Raw genomic sequence first — 17,998 nt, forward strand, 5'->3', positions numbered from 1 at the left:
TTAGCATATTATTTCAAAAGAAAGCGTGAGTATTGATGGCTGGAATTAAAATTGTGACAGATTCTTCGTGTGGAATTACGGATGAAGAAATAAAAAAATACGGAGTTTCGATTGTCCCACTATCCGTTATGATTGATGACACTGTTTATGTCGAGCGGGAAACCATTACAAATGATGAATTTATTAAAAAAATGGCAAGTTCAAAAACTTTGCCTAAAACTAGTCAGCCACCTTTAGGAAAATTTGTCGATTTATTTGACGAATTAGGTAAAGACGGTAGCCAAGTAATCGGATTCTTTATGCTTGAAGCTATTAGTGGAACGGTTCACACTGCTGAACAAGCTGCTAAGTTATCAAAAACTGATGTAACAGTAATTGATGGTCAATATACTGATCGCGCTTTGGCCTTCCAGGTAATCGAAGCTGCTAAGTTGGCTCAACAGGGTGCAGACAAAGAAACAATCATTAAACGCGCTGAATTTGTTCGAGATCATACTAAGCTATACATGGGTGTTGTTAACCTTGATAACCTGGTTAAAGGTGGTCGGTTAAGTCGTTTTAGCGGTATGCTTGGTGGGTTACTTAATATTAAAATTATGTTAGTGGTTGAAAATGGCGAGCTAAAAGTTCATACCAAAGCTCGTGGATTAAAGCCAATCAAGAAAATTTATAAAGAAATTGCAGATCAAATGTCGCAGATTAAAAAGCTCGGCGGAGTTGGTATTTCACATGTAGATGCCCCTGAAATGGTAGAAAATATTTCAAACGATATTGCACCATTTTTCCCTAAAGAAGATATCTGTGTAAGAGAGACTGTTCCAATTATTGCAACACATGCTGGAATGGGTGCATTTTGTTTAATGTATTTCTCTGAAGATGAAGACTAATAAACATTTAATTGGAGCTCGCAGTAGATATTAATTTGCTGTGAACTCCTTTCGTTTTATTTAAAAATAATGTGGTGAAAGTTATGAAAATAAAAAATATTCTTGGCTCCGTCATTATGTTCATGTTACTCGTAGTGGGTATTTTGTGGGCGCTCAACATGACGATTACACCTCATGCTGGAACAGATCATGATACAAGCGCTACAAAAGTAAACAGTAAACCTATTCGAGTTGTTGCTCTTGGTGACTCATTAACTGAAGGGGTAGGTGATACTACTTCGATGGATGGGTATCCAACTCGCCTAAAAAATAAAATCAAGGATTATACGCACAAGTCCGTTGTGATGAGCAATTTTGGCATTTCTGGAGAACGAAGCGATCAAATTCTCAATCGTTTAGAACATAACGATAAACTTCGGCAACGCGTTCGATCTGCAAATTTGCTTGTGTTAACAGCTGGTGGGAATGATTTACTACAAACATTGCAAAGGAATGTTACTGATAACAGTTCTGAGCTCGCTTTAAAGGTGAATCAAGCTAATGTGACATATAGTAATAATATTAAAAATATCTTCAGCGGTGTTCGAAAACTAAATCCAGACATTAAAATTTTTATGATTAGTATTTATAATCCTTTCTTTGTATATTTTCCTAATGTAGCAACAATTAATAGTTCAGTTGAAGCATTCAACACTTCGGCACAGAATGTTACTAATTCAGGGGAAAACGCTTATTTTATTAATGTTAATAAGACACTCTCTGAAGGTCAGTTTGACACCAGTGATAAACTAAATGAACTAAAACAAAAGAGTAAGATTGATACATTAGATCCATCTTCTTTAGATAAGGCACAGAGTACTCTTAATAATAATACTGAAAAGAATATATACTTATCTGATAATGACCATTTTCACCCAAATGGAAAAGGATACGATGTAATGACTAAATATCTATTTGAAAGTATTAAGACCAATACTAATTTAAAGAAGTAGGGGGGCAGACTTTATGAATAAAAAGCTATATTATTTCTGGAAATGGGCTTTTTTGGTATTACTGGCACTGATTGTCGGCGTTGGGATATTTATATTTATTCAGTCTAAACCCAATTCAGATCAAGAGTTATCAAGTACAACAACAAATGGTGAACGTGATAAAATATCGATTAGTCTAAATCGAGTTCAATTAAATGACCTTAGTGAAGCCTATTTAACTCCATATCAAAAGAACAGTGGCTTTACTTACCACTTTGTTGTGGGCGAAAAAGATGCGCTTATTTTGGGGCAAACTGAGTTATTAGGACAGAAATTTAATTATGTTTTGAGTATGACTCCAACCGTTGTTAGTGATGGAAATATTAGATTAGTTGCTAACAAATTAGCGGTCGGCAGTCTAAGATTGCCACCCAAAATTGTACTTTCTTACATTGCCAGGAATTATCAATTACCAAAGTGGATTCATATTAGTGGTAGTGAAGCGATTCTGAGGTTGGATCAATTAAAAACTGATAATCATGTTTCATATCAAGCTAATATAATTGACTTTAAAAATAATAAATTTGAATTTTCAATTAACGTACCTAAATCTAAGATTAATTAAGTAAAGGAATCTAGTATGCATAAAACTTTTTATCAGTATCTAATGACTCAAAGGAATCCGGAGAGTAGTGAAGAAGTTGCTAATTTTGCTAATAATACTTTTTTTGATCAATCATTTCCAAAACAATCAAAGGATTTTGAAGAGCTGAGTCAGTATTTAGAACTTAATGGCAATTACCTTCACAATATGAGTGTATTCGACTTAGCTTGGCAACAATATTTAGAGAGTGAAAACTAATGAAAACTAAGCGAACTATTTTAACAATTCTTTTATCATTTTTGGCCGGTGGAGTTTTGACATTTGGTGGTTTATTTTTGTATTTAAGACCCTTCATGGTTCAGAATCACGATGATCGTCAAAATATAGCAAAGATAGCTACTGTTTATCGACAAATAGATCATAACTACTATCGAAAAGTGAACGGTGATAAATTAACAACTGGTGCCATTAATGGAATGCTTGGTACACTTGGAGATCCTTTTTCAGATTATTTATCTGGCTCTGATGCAACAAGCCTTAATAATACCATTGCTGGTTCTTTTAGCGGTGTTGGAATTCAAGTTGCAAAACACGGTGAGTACATTCAGATTATGTCCACTATCAAAGGTACTCCAGCGCAAAAGGCTGGTCTTAAAGCCGGTGATAAAATTGCTGCAGTTAATCATAAAAGTTTGAAAAACAAACCAATTTCAGACGCTGTTGATCAGATGCGTGGCAAGAATGGAACCGAAGTTTCGTTAACTATCATTCGTGGAAACAACACTTTTGAACAAAAGTTGAAGCGAGCTAAAATTCCAGTAACGACTGTTAATAGTAAGATGATTAAGGATACCAAGGTTGGCTATATATCCATTTCAACAGTTTCTCAGAATACAGCTGCTGAATTAAAGGATAGTTTGAAAGAATTGCAAAAAGATGGTGCAAAATCATTGGTGATTGATGTGCGTAATAATCCTGGTGGTTTAATGGACCAAGCACTCAAGATGTCTTCAATGTTTCTTAAGAATGGTAAAACAATTATGCAAGTGCAATCACGTGGTAGTGATCCAGAAGTGTTTAAGGCTTCAGAGAAACTAGATGGTGGTTATAAAGTTAAAATACCAACGGCTGTTTTAATTAATGGTGAGAGTGCTAGCGCAGCAGAAATATTTGCTGCGGCACTTCATCAGTCAGCTGATATTCCACTTGTGGGCTCACAAAGCTACGGAAAAGGAACTGTCCAGAATATGGCTGATTATGGCTCTGGTAGCGAACTCAAACTCACAATTGCACGTTGGCTAACTCCAGATGGAAGTTGGATTAACAAGAAGGGAATCACACCAACTTATAAAGCTGATTATCCGAAAATGGCTTATTTACCACCATTTTCAGAACATGAGTATAAAAAAGGCGCAATCAATAATGAAATCAAAAATTATGGTGTTGCTCTTCATGATCTTGGATATCTAGATGATCAACCAACGTCTGAATACAATGACAAACTAGTTAAAGCAGTTAGCGATTTTCAAAAGCAAAAATCCTTAAGTCAAACTGGAAATATTGATCATAAAACCACTGCGAAGATTGAAGCTTCCGTTATAAAGCAATTAGCAAAAAAGGATCCAGCACTTAATAAAGCAACAAAAATTATGGAGGAAAAGTAATGCCGATAATTCAATGGTACCCAGGTCATATGGCGCGGGCAATTAGAGAAGTCAAAGAACGCTTAAAATTAGTGGATATTGTGTTTGAATTGGTTGATGCTCGAATTCCAATTTCTTCTAAAAATCCAATGATTTCTGAAGTGATTAAAGATAAGCCACATTTGTTACTATTAACTAAAGCTGACTTAGCTGATCCAGAAGCAACCAAGGATTGGATTAAATATTATTCTGACCGTGGAGAACAGGCAATTGCTATTGATTCACGATCACCATTTATTGAAAAAGATATACTAAAAGCGACTAAAAAACAGTTAGCTAATAAGATTGCTTCTCGTGAACAACGAGGAATTAGTCAGACTGAAATTCGAGCAATGTGTATTGGAATTCCTAACGTCGGTAAATCAACATTGCTAAACCATCTGGTAAATAAAAAAGTTGCAATCACTGGCGATCGTCCTGGGGTTACTAAAAAACAGCAATGGTTAAAATCACCTCATGGACTCAGTCTATTGGATACCCCCGGTATCTTGTGGCCACGATTTGATGATCAATCAATTGGTAGCAAATTAGCATTTACCGGTGCAATCAAAGAAAACCTGTTTGCCGCTGATGATGTTGCACTGTTTGGCTTAAACATCTTTACAAAACGATATAAGCAACGATTACTAGATCGCTATAAAGTTACTGAAGAAGACTTAGAACAACCGCTACCGGAGCTTTTATTAGCCATTACAGCTAAATTAGGCATGAATGATGACTATGATCGTGCTAGTCAACGAATTATGTTAGATGCCCGAAAAGGAAAACTAGGACGTTTTTCTTTAGACTTTGTAAGTGAGATGTCTGAAAATGACGATTAAAGAGATTAAAGAACAACTTATGAAGGTCACCCAGATAAGTGATCCTATTTTAACGAGCTTCGAAAGTGACGAGCGTGTTGGCGTCCAGCGCTTAATCGTTCAGCGAAAAAAGCAATTACAGGCTATGCAAAAACAAGAATTAGCTTTTCAGAATCGTTTTAAACTTGAACGTCAAGCTTGGAATCAGAGAAAAAACTTAGTTGCTGGAATTGATGAGGTAGGTCGTGGATGTTTAGCGGGCCCAGTTGTAACCGCAGCAGTGATATTAGATGAGTCTTTTCATCTAGTAGAGGTGAATGATTCAAAACAGCTAACAGCTAAAGTTCGAGAACGATTATATCCGCAGATTTTGGAACAAGCGGTTAGTGTCGGAATTGGAATCAGTTCAAATCGACGAATTGATGAAATTGGTATCTTGAATGCAACTAAAGAAGCTATGAATAAAGCTGTCAGTAACTTGGCACTAACACCTGAGTTGCTATTAATTGATGCTGTACAAGTACCAACCAATATTCCAAAACAGGTTATGTTCAAAGGCGACGCATTGAGTAATAGTATTGCGGCTGCTTCAATTGTAGCTAAGGAATATCGTGATCATTTGATGAGTGATTATGATCGCGTATACCCAGGTTACGGCTTTAAACATAATGTTGGCTATGGAACTAAAGATCACCTAGAAGGTCTACAAAAGTTAGGTGTAACCGAGATTCATCGACAGACTTTTGAGCCAGTACCAAAATTTATTTAATAAAATTGCGTATTTTTACATTGAGGTGGTCTTAATGAAAATACGTGATTTTTTAATTATGATGAAAATTGGCACAAAATTTAACATCAAAAAACAATATGAAATATATCAAATGGTTAGTCAACAGAGCGAAATAACATTAAATGATGTTTCTAGCTTAACTGTAAATGAAAAAGATTGTATAGTGCTAAAAGAATGCTTTCAATCACAGAAATTAGAACTCGAAATAGCTCTTAATCGACAAAATAGTGGAATTCTTACTATTATAGATGAGTCCTATCCAATGAATCTAAAAGAAATATTTTGTCCACCAACTGTTTTATTTTATCGTGGTCATTTAGACCTAATGCAAAAAAATTTAGCAGGAATCGTTGGGTCGCGTTTGATTAGTAAATACGGTCAAATGATTGTTAGTCAGTTAATTCCAGTTTTATGCCACAATAAAATCGTGACAGTTAGTGGATTGGCACAGGGTGTAGATACACTGGCTCACTCACATACAATCAAAGCTGGTGGCCAGACGATTGCAGTAATTGGTTCAGGTTTAAACAAAGTGTATCCTCGGGATAATTTTGAACTGCAAAAAGTAATTGGAAGGGATCAGCTTTTAATTTCGGAGTATCCTGCTAATTCAGCGCCTCTTAGGCATCATTTTGTCGAACGAAATCGAATTATCGCGGGTTTGTCACGCTCGCTCTCAGTAATTGAAGCAAAACAACATTCCGGTAGTCTTATCACAGCTAATTTTGCGTTATCAGAAAATCGAAATGTATTGGCAGTGCCGGGTAGTTTATATAGTGAAAATAGTAAAGGCTGCAATGAATTAATAAGTGCGGGTGCTCGTCCAATTCTGAGTGCGGAAGATATAATAGAAGAAACTCTTATTTGACAAAATTTAAACGATTGCCTACCATTACGATTATATGAATTTAAAAAGTTAAGGAGATCCTAATGCCAACTGCAAAGAAAAACTTGGTCATTGTTGAGTCACCATCAAAGGCCAAAACAATCGAAAAGTACTTAGGAAGATCATATAAGGTAGTTGCAAGTTTAGGTCACATTCGCGATTTACCGAAAAGTAAAATGGGTGTCGATACCGAACACGATTATGAACCACATTATATTTCTATTCGTGGAAAAGGCGACACTATTAAAAAGCTTAGAACAGAAGCAAAAAAAGCAAAAAAAGTATATCTGGCATCTGATCCTGATCGTGAGGGAGAAGCCATTGCTTGGCATCTGTCTCACTTACTAGATTTAGATCCAAAAGATAAAAATCGAGTTGTATTTAACGAAATTACAAAAGATACCGTAAAAAATGCATTTAAGTCACCACGCGATATTGATATGTCATTAGTTGACGCTCAACAGGCTCGTCGAATTCTAGATCGACTTGTTGGTTATTCAATCTCTCCATTATTGTGGCAAAAGGTTAAAAAAGGACTTAGTGCGGGCCGTGTGCAGTCAATTGCTTTGAACCTGATTATTAAACGTGAAAATGAAATTAATTCATTTAAGCCAGAAGAATATTGGTCAATTGATTCAGAATTCAAAAAAGGACGTTCTAAGTTCAATGCTAGTTTTTATGGTGTTAACGGTAAAAAGTTAAAACTAAAGAATGAAAAAGACGTTCAAAAAGTATTGAAAGATCTCGATCCTAAAAAAGATTTCACAATCACTAGTGTCAAGAAAAAGGAACGCAAACGTTTCCCAGCTCCTGCGTTTACTACTAGTTCCATGCAACAGGAAGCTAATAAAACATTGAATTTCAGAACTCGAAAGACAATGATGGCAGCACAACAGTTGTATGAAGGAATTAATATTGGTAAAGAAGGTACGGTTGGTTTAATCACTTATATGCGTACCGATTCTACGCGTATTTCTAGTATTGCTAAACATGAAGCATCAACGTTGATTCATGAAAAATACGGTGCTGAATATGCTGCAACTAAACCTCGTAAAGGTAAAATGCCAGAAGGGGCACAGGATGCTCATGAAGCTATTCGTCCATCTTCAGTGAAACGTACACCCGAAGATATTAAAGAATACCTCAATCGAGATCAATTCCGTCTTTATCAATTAATTTGGTCCCGCTTTATGGCAAGTCAAATGACACCGGAAATTTCTGATACGGTTGCTGTAACAATTGATCAAAATAATGTTCAATATCGAGCTAATGGATCAACTACCAAGTTTGAAGGATTTACTAAGGTTTATAAAACTAATAAAGAGAAAGATAATGCCCTTCCTAAATTAGCTGAAGGTGATTTAGTTCAATTAAGTGCTAATAATCCTAACCAACATTTTACTCAGCCACCAGCACGCTATAGTGAAGCTGCTTTAATTAAGGCTTTAGAAGAAAATGGGGTGGGTCGTCCTTCAACATATGCTCCAACGCTTGATACAATTCAAAAGCGTTACTATGTTAAATTATCGTCTCGTCGTTTTGAGCCAACTGAACTAGGTGGAATCGTTAATGACATCATCGTGGAATTCTTCCCTGATATTGTTAATATTGATTTTACAGCCGGACTTGAAAGCGAATTAGATGGTATCGAAGAAGATAAAGAAAACTGGGTTAAAGTTGTCGATAAGTATTATCGTCCATTCGCAAAAGAAGTTGAAAAAGCCCAGGACCAGATTGAAAAGGTTCAAATTAAAGACGAGTTAGCAGGATTTAATTGTGAAATTTGTGGCTCACCAATGGTTGTCAAAATGGGACGTTACGGTAAATTCTTTGCATGTAGCAGATTTCCTGATTGTCGTAATACTCAAGCTATTGTGAAAGAAATTGGCGTAATTTGTCCTAAGTGTGGTAAAGGTCAAATCATTGAACGAAAATCTAAGCGTGGTCGTTTATTCTACGGATGTTCTAGATATCCAGATTGTGACTTTGTTTCATGGGATAAACCGATTGCCAGAAATTGTCCAATCTGTAAAAGTTACCTTGTTGAAAAGAAAATTAAGGGTGGTACACAAATCGTTTGTCCTAATGGTGACTACGAAGAAAAAGCCCAAAAATAAACTTTAAAATTACTTAATAGAATAATAATTGAGTTTCTCCTCCACATTTGATACAGTTCAGGTGTTGGAGGTTTTTTAATGGATGTAGATTATGTTTCACTGTATGAAAAATATTTAAGTGCTGAGCGACAATACTCCACTCAAACAATTAAAGCTTATTTATCAGATATTAAAGAATTCGAAACATTCTTAACTGAAACAACGACAGATCAAAAGCTGGATTTGGTGAAGGTTACTAGATTTGATGCTAACGTTTTTATGAGTTGGTTATTCGACCAACATTTTGAGAGAACCTCCATTGCCCGTAAAGCTTCGTCAATCAAAAATTTCTATACATTCTTAGTAGCTAATCAAATTGTCGAGAGTAATCCCTTTGAGCTTATTCAAATCAAGAAACATCAGGATCATTTACCACATTTCTTCTATGAGAAGGAAATGAATGTACTTTTTAAAACAGTTTACGATGCCGATGGTAATTTTAAATTGAGAAATATTGCTCTATTAGAGGTATTATTTGGAACCGGCATTCGAGTTAGTGAATGTGCAAATTTAAAATGGTCAGATATTGATTTCAATATGAAGACGATGCTGATCTTAGGAAAAGGGAACAAAGAACGTTTCGTACCATTTGGACATTACGCTTCTAGGGCACTAGAAAAGTATCGTGATGAAGAGCGTGGACCTCTTATGCAACATTTTAAAAAGGATCACAACTTCGTGTTTGTAAATCGGTTAGGTGATCAAATCACATCAACTGGAATCGAATATGTGTTAAACCAAATCATTAAAACAAGTAGTTTGACTGGTAAGATTTATCCCCATATGCTGCGCCACACATTTGCGACAAGTTTATTAAACAATGGGGCTGATCTACGAAGTGTCCAGGAGTTATTGGGCCACGCTAGCTTATCGACAACTCAAATATACACGCACGTTACAAAGGAAAATCTTCAAGCTAATTATCGAAAGTATTTTCCACGTGCAACCGACTAAAAATAAAGGAGTATTTAATTATGCCAGTATCATTCGAAGCAACAACAATCATCGCTGTTAATCATAACGGTAAAAACGCTATGGCTGGTGACGGCCAAGTTACAATGGGTGAAAAATATATTATGAAAGGCACTGCTCGCAAAGTTCGCAGAATTTTTAACGGTCAAGTCTTAGTAGGCTTTGCTGGGAGTGTAGCGGATGCTTTTAATTTAGAAGAAAAATTTGAAAAGAAATTAAATGAATATAGCGGCAATCTTCAAAGAGCCTCAGTTGAACTTGCAAAGATTTGGCGTGGTGACCAACAACTTCAAAAACTTGAAGCAATGTTGATTGTTATGGATCAAAAGGAAATGTATTTAGTTTCAGGAAGTGGGGAAGTTATTGCTCCAGATGAAGGAATCTTAGCAATCGGTTCGGGTGGTAATTTTGCTTTAGCTGCTGCTAAGGCTATGAAGGATCATGCAAAGGATATGAGTGCTAAAGAAATTGCTAGTGCAGCGATTAATGTTGCTGGTGATATTGATATCTTTACCAACCACAATGTAATTGCGATGGATTTTGAAGGAGCTGCTGAAAATGAATAATACTAACTTAACACCTCAAGAGATTGTCAATGAATTAAATCAATTTGTAATCGGACAAAATGCTGCAAAAAGAGCGGTAGCCATCGCATTGCGAAATCGTTATCGTCGTATGCAATTGAGTTCTGATATGCAGGAAGATGTGACTCCAAAGAATTTATTAATGATTGGAACCACTGGGGTTGGTAAAACGGAAATTGCTCGTCGTTTAGCTAAAATAGTTAACGCTCCATTTGTTAAGGTCGAAGCAACTAAATTTACTGAAGTTGGCTATGTTGGTCGCGACGTTGAATCAATGGTACGTGATTTAGTTGAAAATGCTGTTCGGATTGAAGAAGATAATGAATTTAAGGATGTTCGTTTAGATGCAACCAAGAATGCTGACAAAAGAATTGTTGAATTACTAGTACCTGAACCAGTATCTGAAAGTGCTAATCAGGCTGATTTTAATTCGATCATGCAAATGATGAATCAACTTCAAAAAGGGCAAACGCCTAATGTTAATGTTCCTAATCATCAAGTATCAGATGATATTAAACAAAAACGCCAGGAAAAAGCTGATCAATTAGCCAAAGGGCTTTTGGAAAATGAACAAGTTACAATTGAAATGGACGATCCCAAGCAATCCAACAGTAACAATATGATGGGGCAAATGGGAATTGATCTAGGTGATTCTTTAAATGGCTTAATGCCTAAGAAAAAAATCACTCGTACTTTATCTGTATCAGAAGCACGTGAAGTTCTAATTAGAGAAGAATCTGATAAGCTTTTGAACCACGGCGATCTTTACCACTCAGCAATTAAACGAGCTGAAGATATGGGAATTATTTTTATTGATGAAATTGATAAAATTGCTAAATCAGGTCAACAATCTTCTGGTGATGTTTCTAGACAAGGCGTTCAGCGCGATATTTTACCAATCGTTGAAGGATCTCAAGTTTCTACAAAATATGGAACAATCGACACTAGCCACATTTTATTTATCGCTTCTGGTGCATTCCAAGAGACTAAACCAAGTGACTTAATTGCTGAATTACAAGGACGTTTCCCAATTCGGGTTGAATTAGATGACTTAACTAAAGATGATTTTGTTAAGATTTTAACTGAGCCTAAAAATGCTTTAGTTAAGCAATATATTGCCTTAATTGATACTGATAATGTCAAAGTAACGTTCACGATTGAAGCAATTAATCGTATTGCTGAAATTGCTGAAAAAGTTAACCATGAAACGGAAAATATTGGAGCTCGTCGTTTGCACACAATTTTAGAACGTTTGCTTGAAGATATTCTTTTTGAAGGTCCTTCCATGGAAATGGGAGAAATAACCATTACAGAAAGCTATGTTAATGATAAAATTGGTAGTATAGCTGAGAACCGAGATCTAAGCGAATTTATTCTATAGTGGGAGAGTAATTATGGTTACACTTAAAAATAATTTTTTAACAGTTCAAATTAATGAACAGGGTGCCGAGTTATCAAGTGTTAAAAATGATGAAGGTATTGAATACATCTGGCAAGCTGATCCTGAAATTTGGGGTCGACACGCGCCGGTTCTATTTCCAAACGTTGGCCGTTTAAAAGATGATCAATATCATTTCCAAGGTCAAACATTTAAAATGGGACAACATGGTTTCGCTCGTGATATGAAGTTCCAAGTTACTGAGCAAACTGATACAAGAGTTGTCTTACAACTCAAATCTAGCAAACAATCAAAAACTAAGTACCCATTTGAATTCGTTTTAGAATTGATTTTCACATTAGACGAGCATCGTTTGAATGAAGAGTATCATGTCTTTAACCCTAGTGATCAATCAGATTTACTATTCTCAATTGGTGGACATCCAGGCTTTAATATCAATCTTGGAACCAACATTTCTTTAGATCAAGAAACTCTTGAGATCGTACCATCTAAGAAGTATTCACATATTCCGCTTGCTATTCCACTTTCTGATCCAGAACATAAGGACCAGATTGACTGGAGTCAGAAGAAAACTTTATCACGTGAATTTTTCAAAGATGATGCAGTTATTCTTGAATTGAATCGTGAACAAACAACTCTAATGTTAAATAATACTGACAATGATCATGGTGTTGCTTTGACAGTTGATAATGCTCCATATATTGGAATTTGGTCACCATATCCAGCGGAAGGACCATTTGTTTGTTTAGAGCCTTGGTGGGGAATTGCTGATCCAGTTAATACAGACGGAGAGTGGAGTACTAAACTCGCTATGAATACTTTGAAGCCGTCTGAAAACTTTAATGAACATTTTGAAATGACTTTCTTTTAAACTAAAAAGAACTTTATCCAAATTTTCACATTGGATAAAGTTCTTATTTATTTTTCCTTAAATGATAGTACAGACCAAATGGAACTAGGTTTTCATTTCCGGCAAGAATTCTTTTAATATTATCTTTATGGCGATAAATAATAAATGATGATAAGCCAATGGCGATAACTGTTAGGAAAATATCGTGATAGAACAATGATATTACAACAGCAAGCGCAGCAGCGATTACACTGGCAAAGCTAACCATACTGGATAATAAGATCAGGGTAACAAAAATTGTTGCTTCAATCGCAAAGTAACTTGGATTATAGGCTAACAGTAAACCAGCACTGGTTGCAACAGCTTTCCCGCCACGAAAATGATCGAAGACTGAGAATGTATGACCTAAAATAGCTCCAAGGCCGATAATTAATGGATTGATTGTTGTTACGTGAAAAATAATTGGTTGAAGTGTGGCCAATGTACCTTTTAGAAGATCTAAAATTAGTACAACAATTCCCGCTTTGGTACCAAGAACACGGAAGGTATTCGTAGTCCCAACATTACCGCTTCCCTCTTTATGAAGATCAACGTGGTAAAACTGGCGCGCAATTAAGGCTCCAGACGGAATAGAGCCCAATAAATAGGCCACAATAAACATAATAATAATGACACCCAAAATAAGATCCTCTTTTCAAATTACTGTCATAGCATTGTACCATTTTTGAAAAAAATATTAAACAAGTAATCGCTGTAAATAGCGTGGTAAAAGGTTTTCAATCACTTTAAAATAAGGTATGATAGATTCATTGAACTAAAGGAGCGGGATAATGCCAAAAGCAAATCAAGGAAGATATGACGACTCTTCAATCCAGGTTTTACAAGGATTAGAAGCCGTTCGAAAAAGACCCGGAATGTACATCGGATCAACTGATGGCCGTGGTTTACATCACTTAGTATATGAAATTGTCGATAATGCGGTTGATGAAGCATTGGCTGGTTACGGAAAAGAAATTAATGTAACTATTCATGCTGATAACAGTATTACTGTCAAAGATCATGGGCGTGGTATGCCCGTGGGAATGCATGCATCTGGAATACCAACAGCAGAAGTTATTTTCACTGTATTACATGCTGGCGGTAAGTTTGGACAAGGCGGATATAAGACATCTGGTGGACTTCATGGTGTTGGTGCCAGTGTAGTAAATGCTTTATCTGAAAAAGTTTCAGTTCAGATTGTGCGTGATAACGTTAAATACGAAGAAATCTTTGTTAATGGTGGTAAGCCAGTTGGTACTTTAAAGAAACTTGGTAAGACCAAGGAAAGTAACGGAACCACTGTAACATTCAAACCAGATTCAACTATTTTTTCAACGACGGTATTTAATTTTAATACTTTGGCAGTTCGTTTACGTGAGTCTGCATTTCTATTACAAGGTGTCAAAATCACACTTTCGGATGAAAGAAGTGGACAAGAACAAGAAGAGACTTATCTATTTGATGAAGGTATCAAGCAATTTGTTGAATACCTAAACGAAGATAAAGATACTCTTGGAAATGTCATGTACTTTGATGGCACTAAAGATGGTGTCGAAGTTGAAGTGGCTGGTCAATATAACGACGGATACACTGAAACAATTTTGTCTTTTGTTAATAACGTTCGAACTCGCGATGGTGGTACCCACGAAGCTGGGATGCGTTCAGCTTGGACTAAGGCTTTTAATGAATTTGCTCGTAAGGTCGGACTACTAAAGGAAAAAGATAAGAACCTCGAAGGTACGGATGTTAGAGAAGGTTTATCTGCAGTTATTTCACTCCGAATTCCAGAGGAAATTCTTGAATTCGAAGGGCAAACTAAAGAAAAACTTGGAACGCCTGAAGCTAGAACCATTGTCGATAGTGTTGTTGCGGAACAACTAGGTTTCTACTTGATGGAAAATGGTGAGTTTGCTCAACAACTTGTTCGTAAAGCTATCAGTGCTCGTGAAGCCCGCGTGGCTGCCCGCAAGGCTCGTGATGAATCCCGTAGTGGTAAAAAACGTAAAAAACAAGATCGTATTTTGTCTGGAAAACTTACACCAGCTCAATCCAAAAATGCTAAGAAGAACGAATTATTCTTAGTCGAAGGGGATTCTGCCGGCGGTAGTGCTAAACAAGGCCGAGATCGTAAGTTCCAAGCGATTCTTCCATTGCGTGGTAAGGTTCTTAATACTGAAAAAGCAAAATTACCAGATATTATGAAGAACGAAGAAATTAACACCATGATTTATACTATTGGTGCTGGTGTCGGAACGGAATTTGATATTGCGGATAGTAACTACGATAAAGTTATTATTATGACTGATGCTGATACCGATGGTGCTCATATTCAAACTTTGTTACTAACATTCTTCTATAAGTACATGCGTCCCATGATTGATTCAGGTAAGATCTATATTGCTATGCCACCTTTGTACAAGCTGCAAAAAGGTGCTGGCAAGAAAACTAAGATTGAATATGCTTGGACCGATGAAGAACTTGAGGTTGTAAGTAAGAGAATGGGTCGTGGATTTAGTTTGCAACGATTCAAGGGACTTGGTGAAATGAATGCAGATCAACTTTGGGAAACTACTATGGATCCTGAAACCAGAACCCTAGTTAGAGTCCGAATTGATGATGCTGCTCTTGCAGAGCGTCGTGTAACGACTCTAATGGGTGATAAAGTTGAACCTCGTCGTAAATGGATTGAAAAGAATGTCGCTTTCTCTCTAGAAGAAGATGGTAGCATTCTTGATAATGAAGCAATCAAAAAAGAACATGAGTTAGATGAAGAACCAGAATATGAAGATATTGATTTAGACTTAGGCTAAATTAAGAGAGGAGATCTTGATGGCAACGTCGAAAATTCAAGATTTAACACTTGAAGATATTATGGGCGACCGTTTTGGTCGTTATTCCAAATATATAATTCAAGAACGTGCTCTACCAGATGTACGTGACGGATTAAAACCCGTGCAGCGAAGAATTCTATTTGCAATGAACCAAGATGGAAATACTTTTGATAAGGCATTCCGTAAATCTGCTAAATCAGTGGGTAATGTCATGGGTAACTTTCATCCCCATGGTGATAGTTCGATTTATGAAGCTTTGGTTCGAATGAGTCAGGACTGGAAGTTACGTGCACCATTGATTGAAATGCATGGAAACAATGGATCAATTGATAATGATCCTCCTGCTGCTATGCGTTATACCGAGGCTCGTTTAAGCAATATTTCTGGTCAAATGTTGCGTGATATCGATAAAGAAACCGTGGATATGGTTTTAAACTTCGATGACACGGAATATGAGCCAACCGTTTTACCGGCTCGTTTTCCTAATTTACTGGTTAACGGAGCAACAGGGATTTCCGCCGGATATGCAACTGATATTCCACCACACAACTTAGGTGAAGTAATTGATGCTGTATTATATACAATCAAGCATCCCAACGTTTCATTAGATCGCCTTATGGACTTTGTTAAAGGTCCCGATTTTCCAACGGGTGGAATTATTCAAGGTCTTGATGGAATCAAAAAGGCTTATGAAACAGGTCGTGGTCGAGTTATTGTTCGCTCTAAAACAGAATTCGAAGAGTTGCGAGGCAACAAGAGTTTAATTCGAATTTCAGAAATTCCATATGAAGTAAATAAAGCTGTTTTAGTTAAGAAAATTGACGAAATTCGCGTTATGAAAAAGGTAGATGGTATTTCTGAAGTTCGCGATGAGTCTGATCGTGAGGGTCTCTCCATTGCCATCGAATTAAAACGAGATGCTGACCAACAGGGTATTTTAAATTATCTTTTCAAAAACACTGACCTACAGGTTTCTTATAACTTTAATATGGTTGCAATCAATCACCGTCGTCCTGAACGAATGGGATTGAAGCCTATTATTGATTCCTACGTTGAATTTCAAAAAGAAATTATTACTAAACGGACTACTTTTAATCTAAAAAAAGCTAATGATCGACTACACATTGTGGAAGGCTTGATTAAGGCTCTTTCAATTTTAGATCAAGTGATTAAAGTGATTCGCGGTAGTAAGGATAAGAAAGATGCTAAAACTAACTTAGTTTCGCAATTCGACTTTTCCGAGAAGCAGGCTGAAGCCATCGTTTCTTTACAGCTTTATCGTTTAACTAATACTGATGTCACTGCTTTACAAGAAGAGTCCAAGGCATTACATAGCGATATTGATGAATACAATTTAATTTTAAATAATCCTCAAGAACTGGCTAAGGTTTTGATTGATGAACTACAAACAATTAAAAAGCAATACAGTACGCCACGTTTAACAGAGATTCAAAATGAAATTGAAGAATTGGTCGTCGACCGTACTGTTACCGTTCCAGAAGAACAAGTTATGGTTCTAGTTAGTCATGATGGCTACTTAAAACGTAGTAGCTTACGTTCGTATACCGCTTCTGGTGATGAAGATGGTCTGAAAGATGAAGACTATCCAATTTATCAACATGAGCTCAATACGTTAGATCATTTGTTTATGTTTACTAATAAAGGTAATTTGATTTATCGTCCAGTACATGAGATTACGGAAGCTAAATGGAAAGAAACTGGTGAACATATTTCTCAAACTATTGGATTAGCTGCTGATGAAGTTATCATTCAGACTTTTGCCTTTAAAGAGATTAATGAGACAACTAACTTCTTGATTTGTACCAATAATGGTTACATTAAACGTACTAGCTTGCTAGATTTGAAACCGGGACGTACCTATAAAAAGAAAGCTGCCACTTATATTAAATTAAAGGATCCAGAAGCATTCGTTACTCACGTTGAGATTCAACCAAGTGGAGACGACAAGTACACGATTATGTTAGCTTCTAAGAATGGTTACGGGCTTCGTTATGACATTGCCGAAATTCCCATTGTTGGAGCACGTGCGGCAGGTGTTAAGGCTATGGACCTCAGAGATGATGTCATTGTTGATTTTGTATTGGTTCAGGATAATGATCAGGTCGGATTTATTACTAATCGGGGAGCCTTCAAGAAAATGGCTGTTTCAGAAGTAGCACCGACAAGTCGTGCAAGACGTGGTGTATTGATTCTTCGAGAGCTTAAAAAGGATCCGCACAGAATTATGGGATTTGCTAAATTAGTAGGGGATCGTGCTCTTGAAGTAATCACAGATCGAGGACAAATTCATGATGTGATTCCAGACGATCACCCATTAGGTGGCCGTTATTCAAACGGTAGCTTCTTGATTGATGTTGATACTGAAGGAACACCGACATCATTGAGATTGAAGCCAATTAGTACCGAAACTGTTAATAAATAGTTGCGAAAAGATTAAGTACTTGCTCTTTTAATTTAATAATATTAAACTAATTTATAATAACTATTAGATTTAATAAAAAGTGA

General features: G+C 36.3%; 16 protein-coding genes. 15 read left to right on the forward strand and 1 reads right to left on the reverse strand.

Translation table 11 applies throughout. The features are described from left to right. The first annotated feature begins 35 nt into the window (after positions 1-35). From IV88_RS00415 to IV88_RS00475, 13 genes are all read left to right on the forward strand, one after another. Entirely contained in the window at positions 36-887 is an 852-nt protein-coding gene (locus tag IV88_RS00415) for a DegV family protein (RefSeq protein ID WP_057797586.1), read from the forward strand. 83 nt (positions 888-970) lie between these two features. Beyond that, complete coding sequence (locus IV88_RS00420) at positions 971-1,879, forward strand: GDSL-type esterase/lipase family protein (RefSeq protein WP_083486799.1); 909 nt, start codon at positions 971-973, stop codon at positions 1,877-1,879. A 13-nt stretch (positions 1,880-1,892) separates the two neighbouring features. Next, positions 1,893-2,483 carry a YpmS family protein gene (locus IV88_RS00425; protein ID WP_057797590.1) on the forward strand — a complete coding sequence of 197 codons (591 nt, stop codon included), beginning with the start codon at positions 1,893-1,895 and terminating at the stop codon, positions 2,481-2,483. Between the two features lie 15 nt (positions 2,484-2,498). Continuing rightward, complete coding sequence (locus IV88_RS00430) at positions 2,499-2,720, forward strand: YozE family protein (RefSeq protein ID WP_057797592.1); 222 nt, start codon at positions 2,499-2,501, stop codon at positions 2,718-2,720. Then, positions 2,720-4,126 carry a S41 family peptidase gene (locus IV88_RS00435; RefSeq protein WP_057797594.1) on the forward strand — a complete coding sequence of 469 codons (1,407 nt, stop codon included), beginning with the start codon at positions 2,720-2,722 and terminating at the stop codon, positions 4,124-4,126. Before IV88_RS00430 ends, IV88_RS00435 begins: the two co-directional genes overlap by 1 nt. Further along, positions 4,126-4,986 (forward strand): ribosome biogenesis GTPase YlqF, encoded by an 861-nt coding sequence (ylqF, locus tag IV88_RS00440; RefSeq protein WP_057797596.1) that lies wholly within the window; start codon positions 4,126-4,128, stop codon positions 4,984-4,986. Before IV88_RS00435 ends, ylqF begins: the two co-directional genes overlap by 1 nt. Further along, entirely contained in the window at positions 4,976-5,734 is a 759-nt protein-coding gene (locus IV88_RS00445; RefSeq protein WP_057797597.1) for a ribonuclease HII, read from the forward strand. Before ylqF ends, IV88_RS00445 begins: the two co-directional genes overlap by 11 nt. A 34-nt stretch (positions 5,735-5,768) precedes the next feature. Continuing rightward, entirely contained in the window at positions 5,769-6,623 is an 855-nt protein-coding gene (gene dprA / locus IV88_RS00450) for a DNA-processing protein DprA (RefSeq protein ID WP_057797599.1), read from the forward strand. A gap of 62 nt (positions 6,624-6,685) precedes the next feature. Continuing rightward, on the forward strand, positions 6,686-8,758 hold the full coding sequence (gene topA, locus IV88_RS00455) for a type I DNA topoisomerase (protein ID WP_057797601.1): 2,073 nt from the start codon (positions 6,686-6,688) through the stop codon (positions 8,756-8,758). Positions 8,759-8,836: 78 nt separating this feature from the next. Further along, positions 8,837-9,751: a tyrosine recombinase XerC gene (locus tag IV88_RS00460; protein WP_057797603.1), complete on the forward strand. Its 915-nt coding sequence runs from the start codon at positions 8,837-8,839 to the stop codon at positions 9,749-9,751. 20 nt (positions 9,752-9,771) lie between these two features. After that, on the forward strand, positions 9,772-10,335 hold the full coding sequence (hslV, locus tag IV88_RS00465; protein WP_057797605.1) for an ATP-dependent protease subunit HslV: 564 nt from the start codon (positions 9,772-9,774) through the stop codon (positions 10,333-10,335). Further along, positions 10,328-11,734, forward strand: coding sequence for an ATP-dependent protease ATPase subunit HslU (hslU, locus tag IV88_RS00470; protein ID WP_057797607.1), 1,407 nt, complete (start codon positions 10,328-10,330; stop codon positions 11,732-11,734). The genes hslV and hslU overlap by 8 nt, the downstream gene beginning before the upstream one ends. Before the next feature lie 10 nt (positions 11,735-11,744). Further along, entirely contained in the window at positions 11,745-12,623 is an 879-nt protein-coding gene (locus tag IV88_RS00475) for an aldose 1-epimerase family protein (protein WP_147165197.1), read from the forward strand. Between the two features lie 43 nt (positions 12,624-12,666). Here the strand turns inward: IV88_RS00475 and plsY are convergent, their stop codons facing one another. Further along, positions 12,667-13,263, reverse strand: coding sequence for a glycerol-3-phosphate 1-O-acyltransferase PlsY (gene plsY / locus IV88_RS00480; RefSeq protein ID WP_057797689.1), 597 nt, complete (start codon positions 13,261-13,263; stop codon positions 12,667-12,669). Positions 13,264-13,432: 169 nt separating this feature from the next. On the opposite strand from plsY, the gene parE reads away from it, so the two are divergent. Together parE and parC are read left to right on the forward strand one after the other, a co-directional pair. Further along, complete coding sequence (parE, locus tag IV88_RS00485) at positions 13,433-15,451, forward strand: DNA topoisomerase IV subunit B (protein ID WP_057797611.1); 2,019 nt, start codon at positions 13,433-13,435, stop codon at positions 15,449-15,451. Between the two features lie 19 nt (positions 15,452-15,470). After that, positions 15,471-17,915 carry a DNA topoisomerase IV subunit A gene (parC, locus tag IV88_RS00490; protein ID WP_057797612.1) on the forward strand — a complete coding sequence of 815 codons (2,445 nt, stop codon included), beginning with the start codon at positions 15,471-15,473 and terminating at the stop codon, positions 17,913-17,915. Positions 17,916-17,998 lie beyond the last annotated feature (83 nt).

It is taken from the genome of Pediococcus argentinicus (assembly GCF_001437605.1).
Lineage (GTDB): Bacteria > Bacillota > Bacilli > Lactobacillales > Lactobacillaceae > Pediococcus > Pediococcus argentinicus.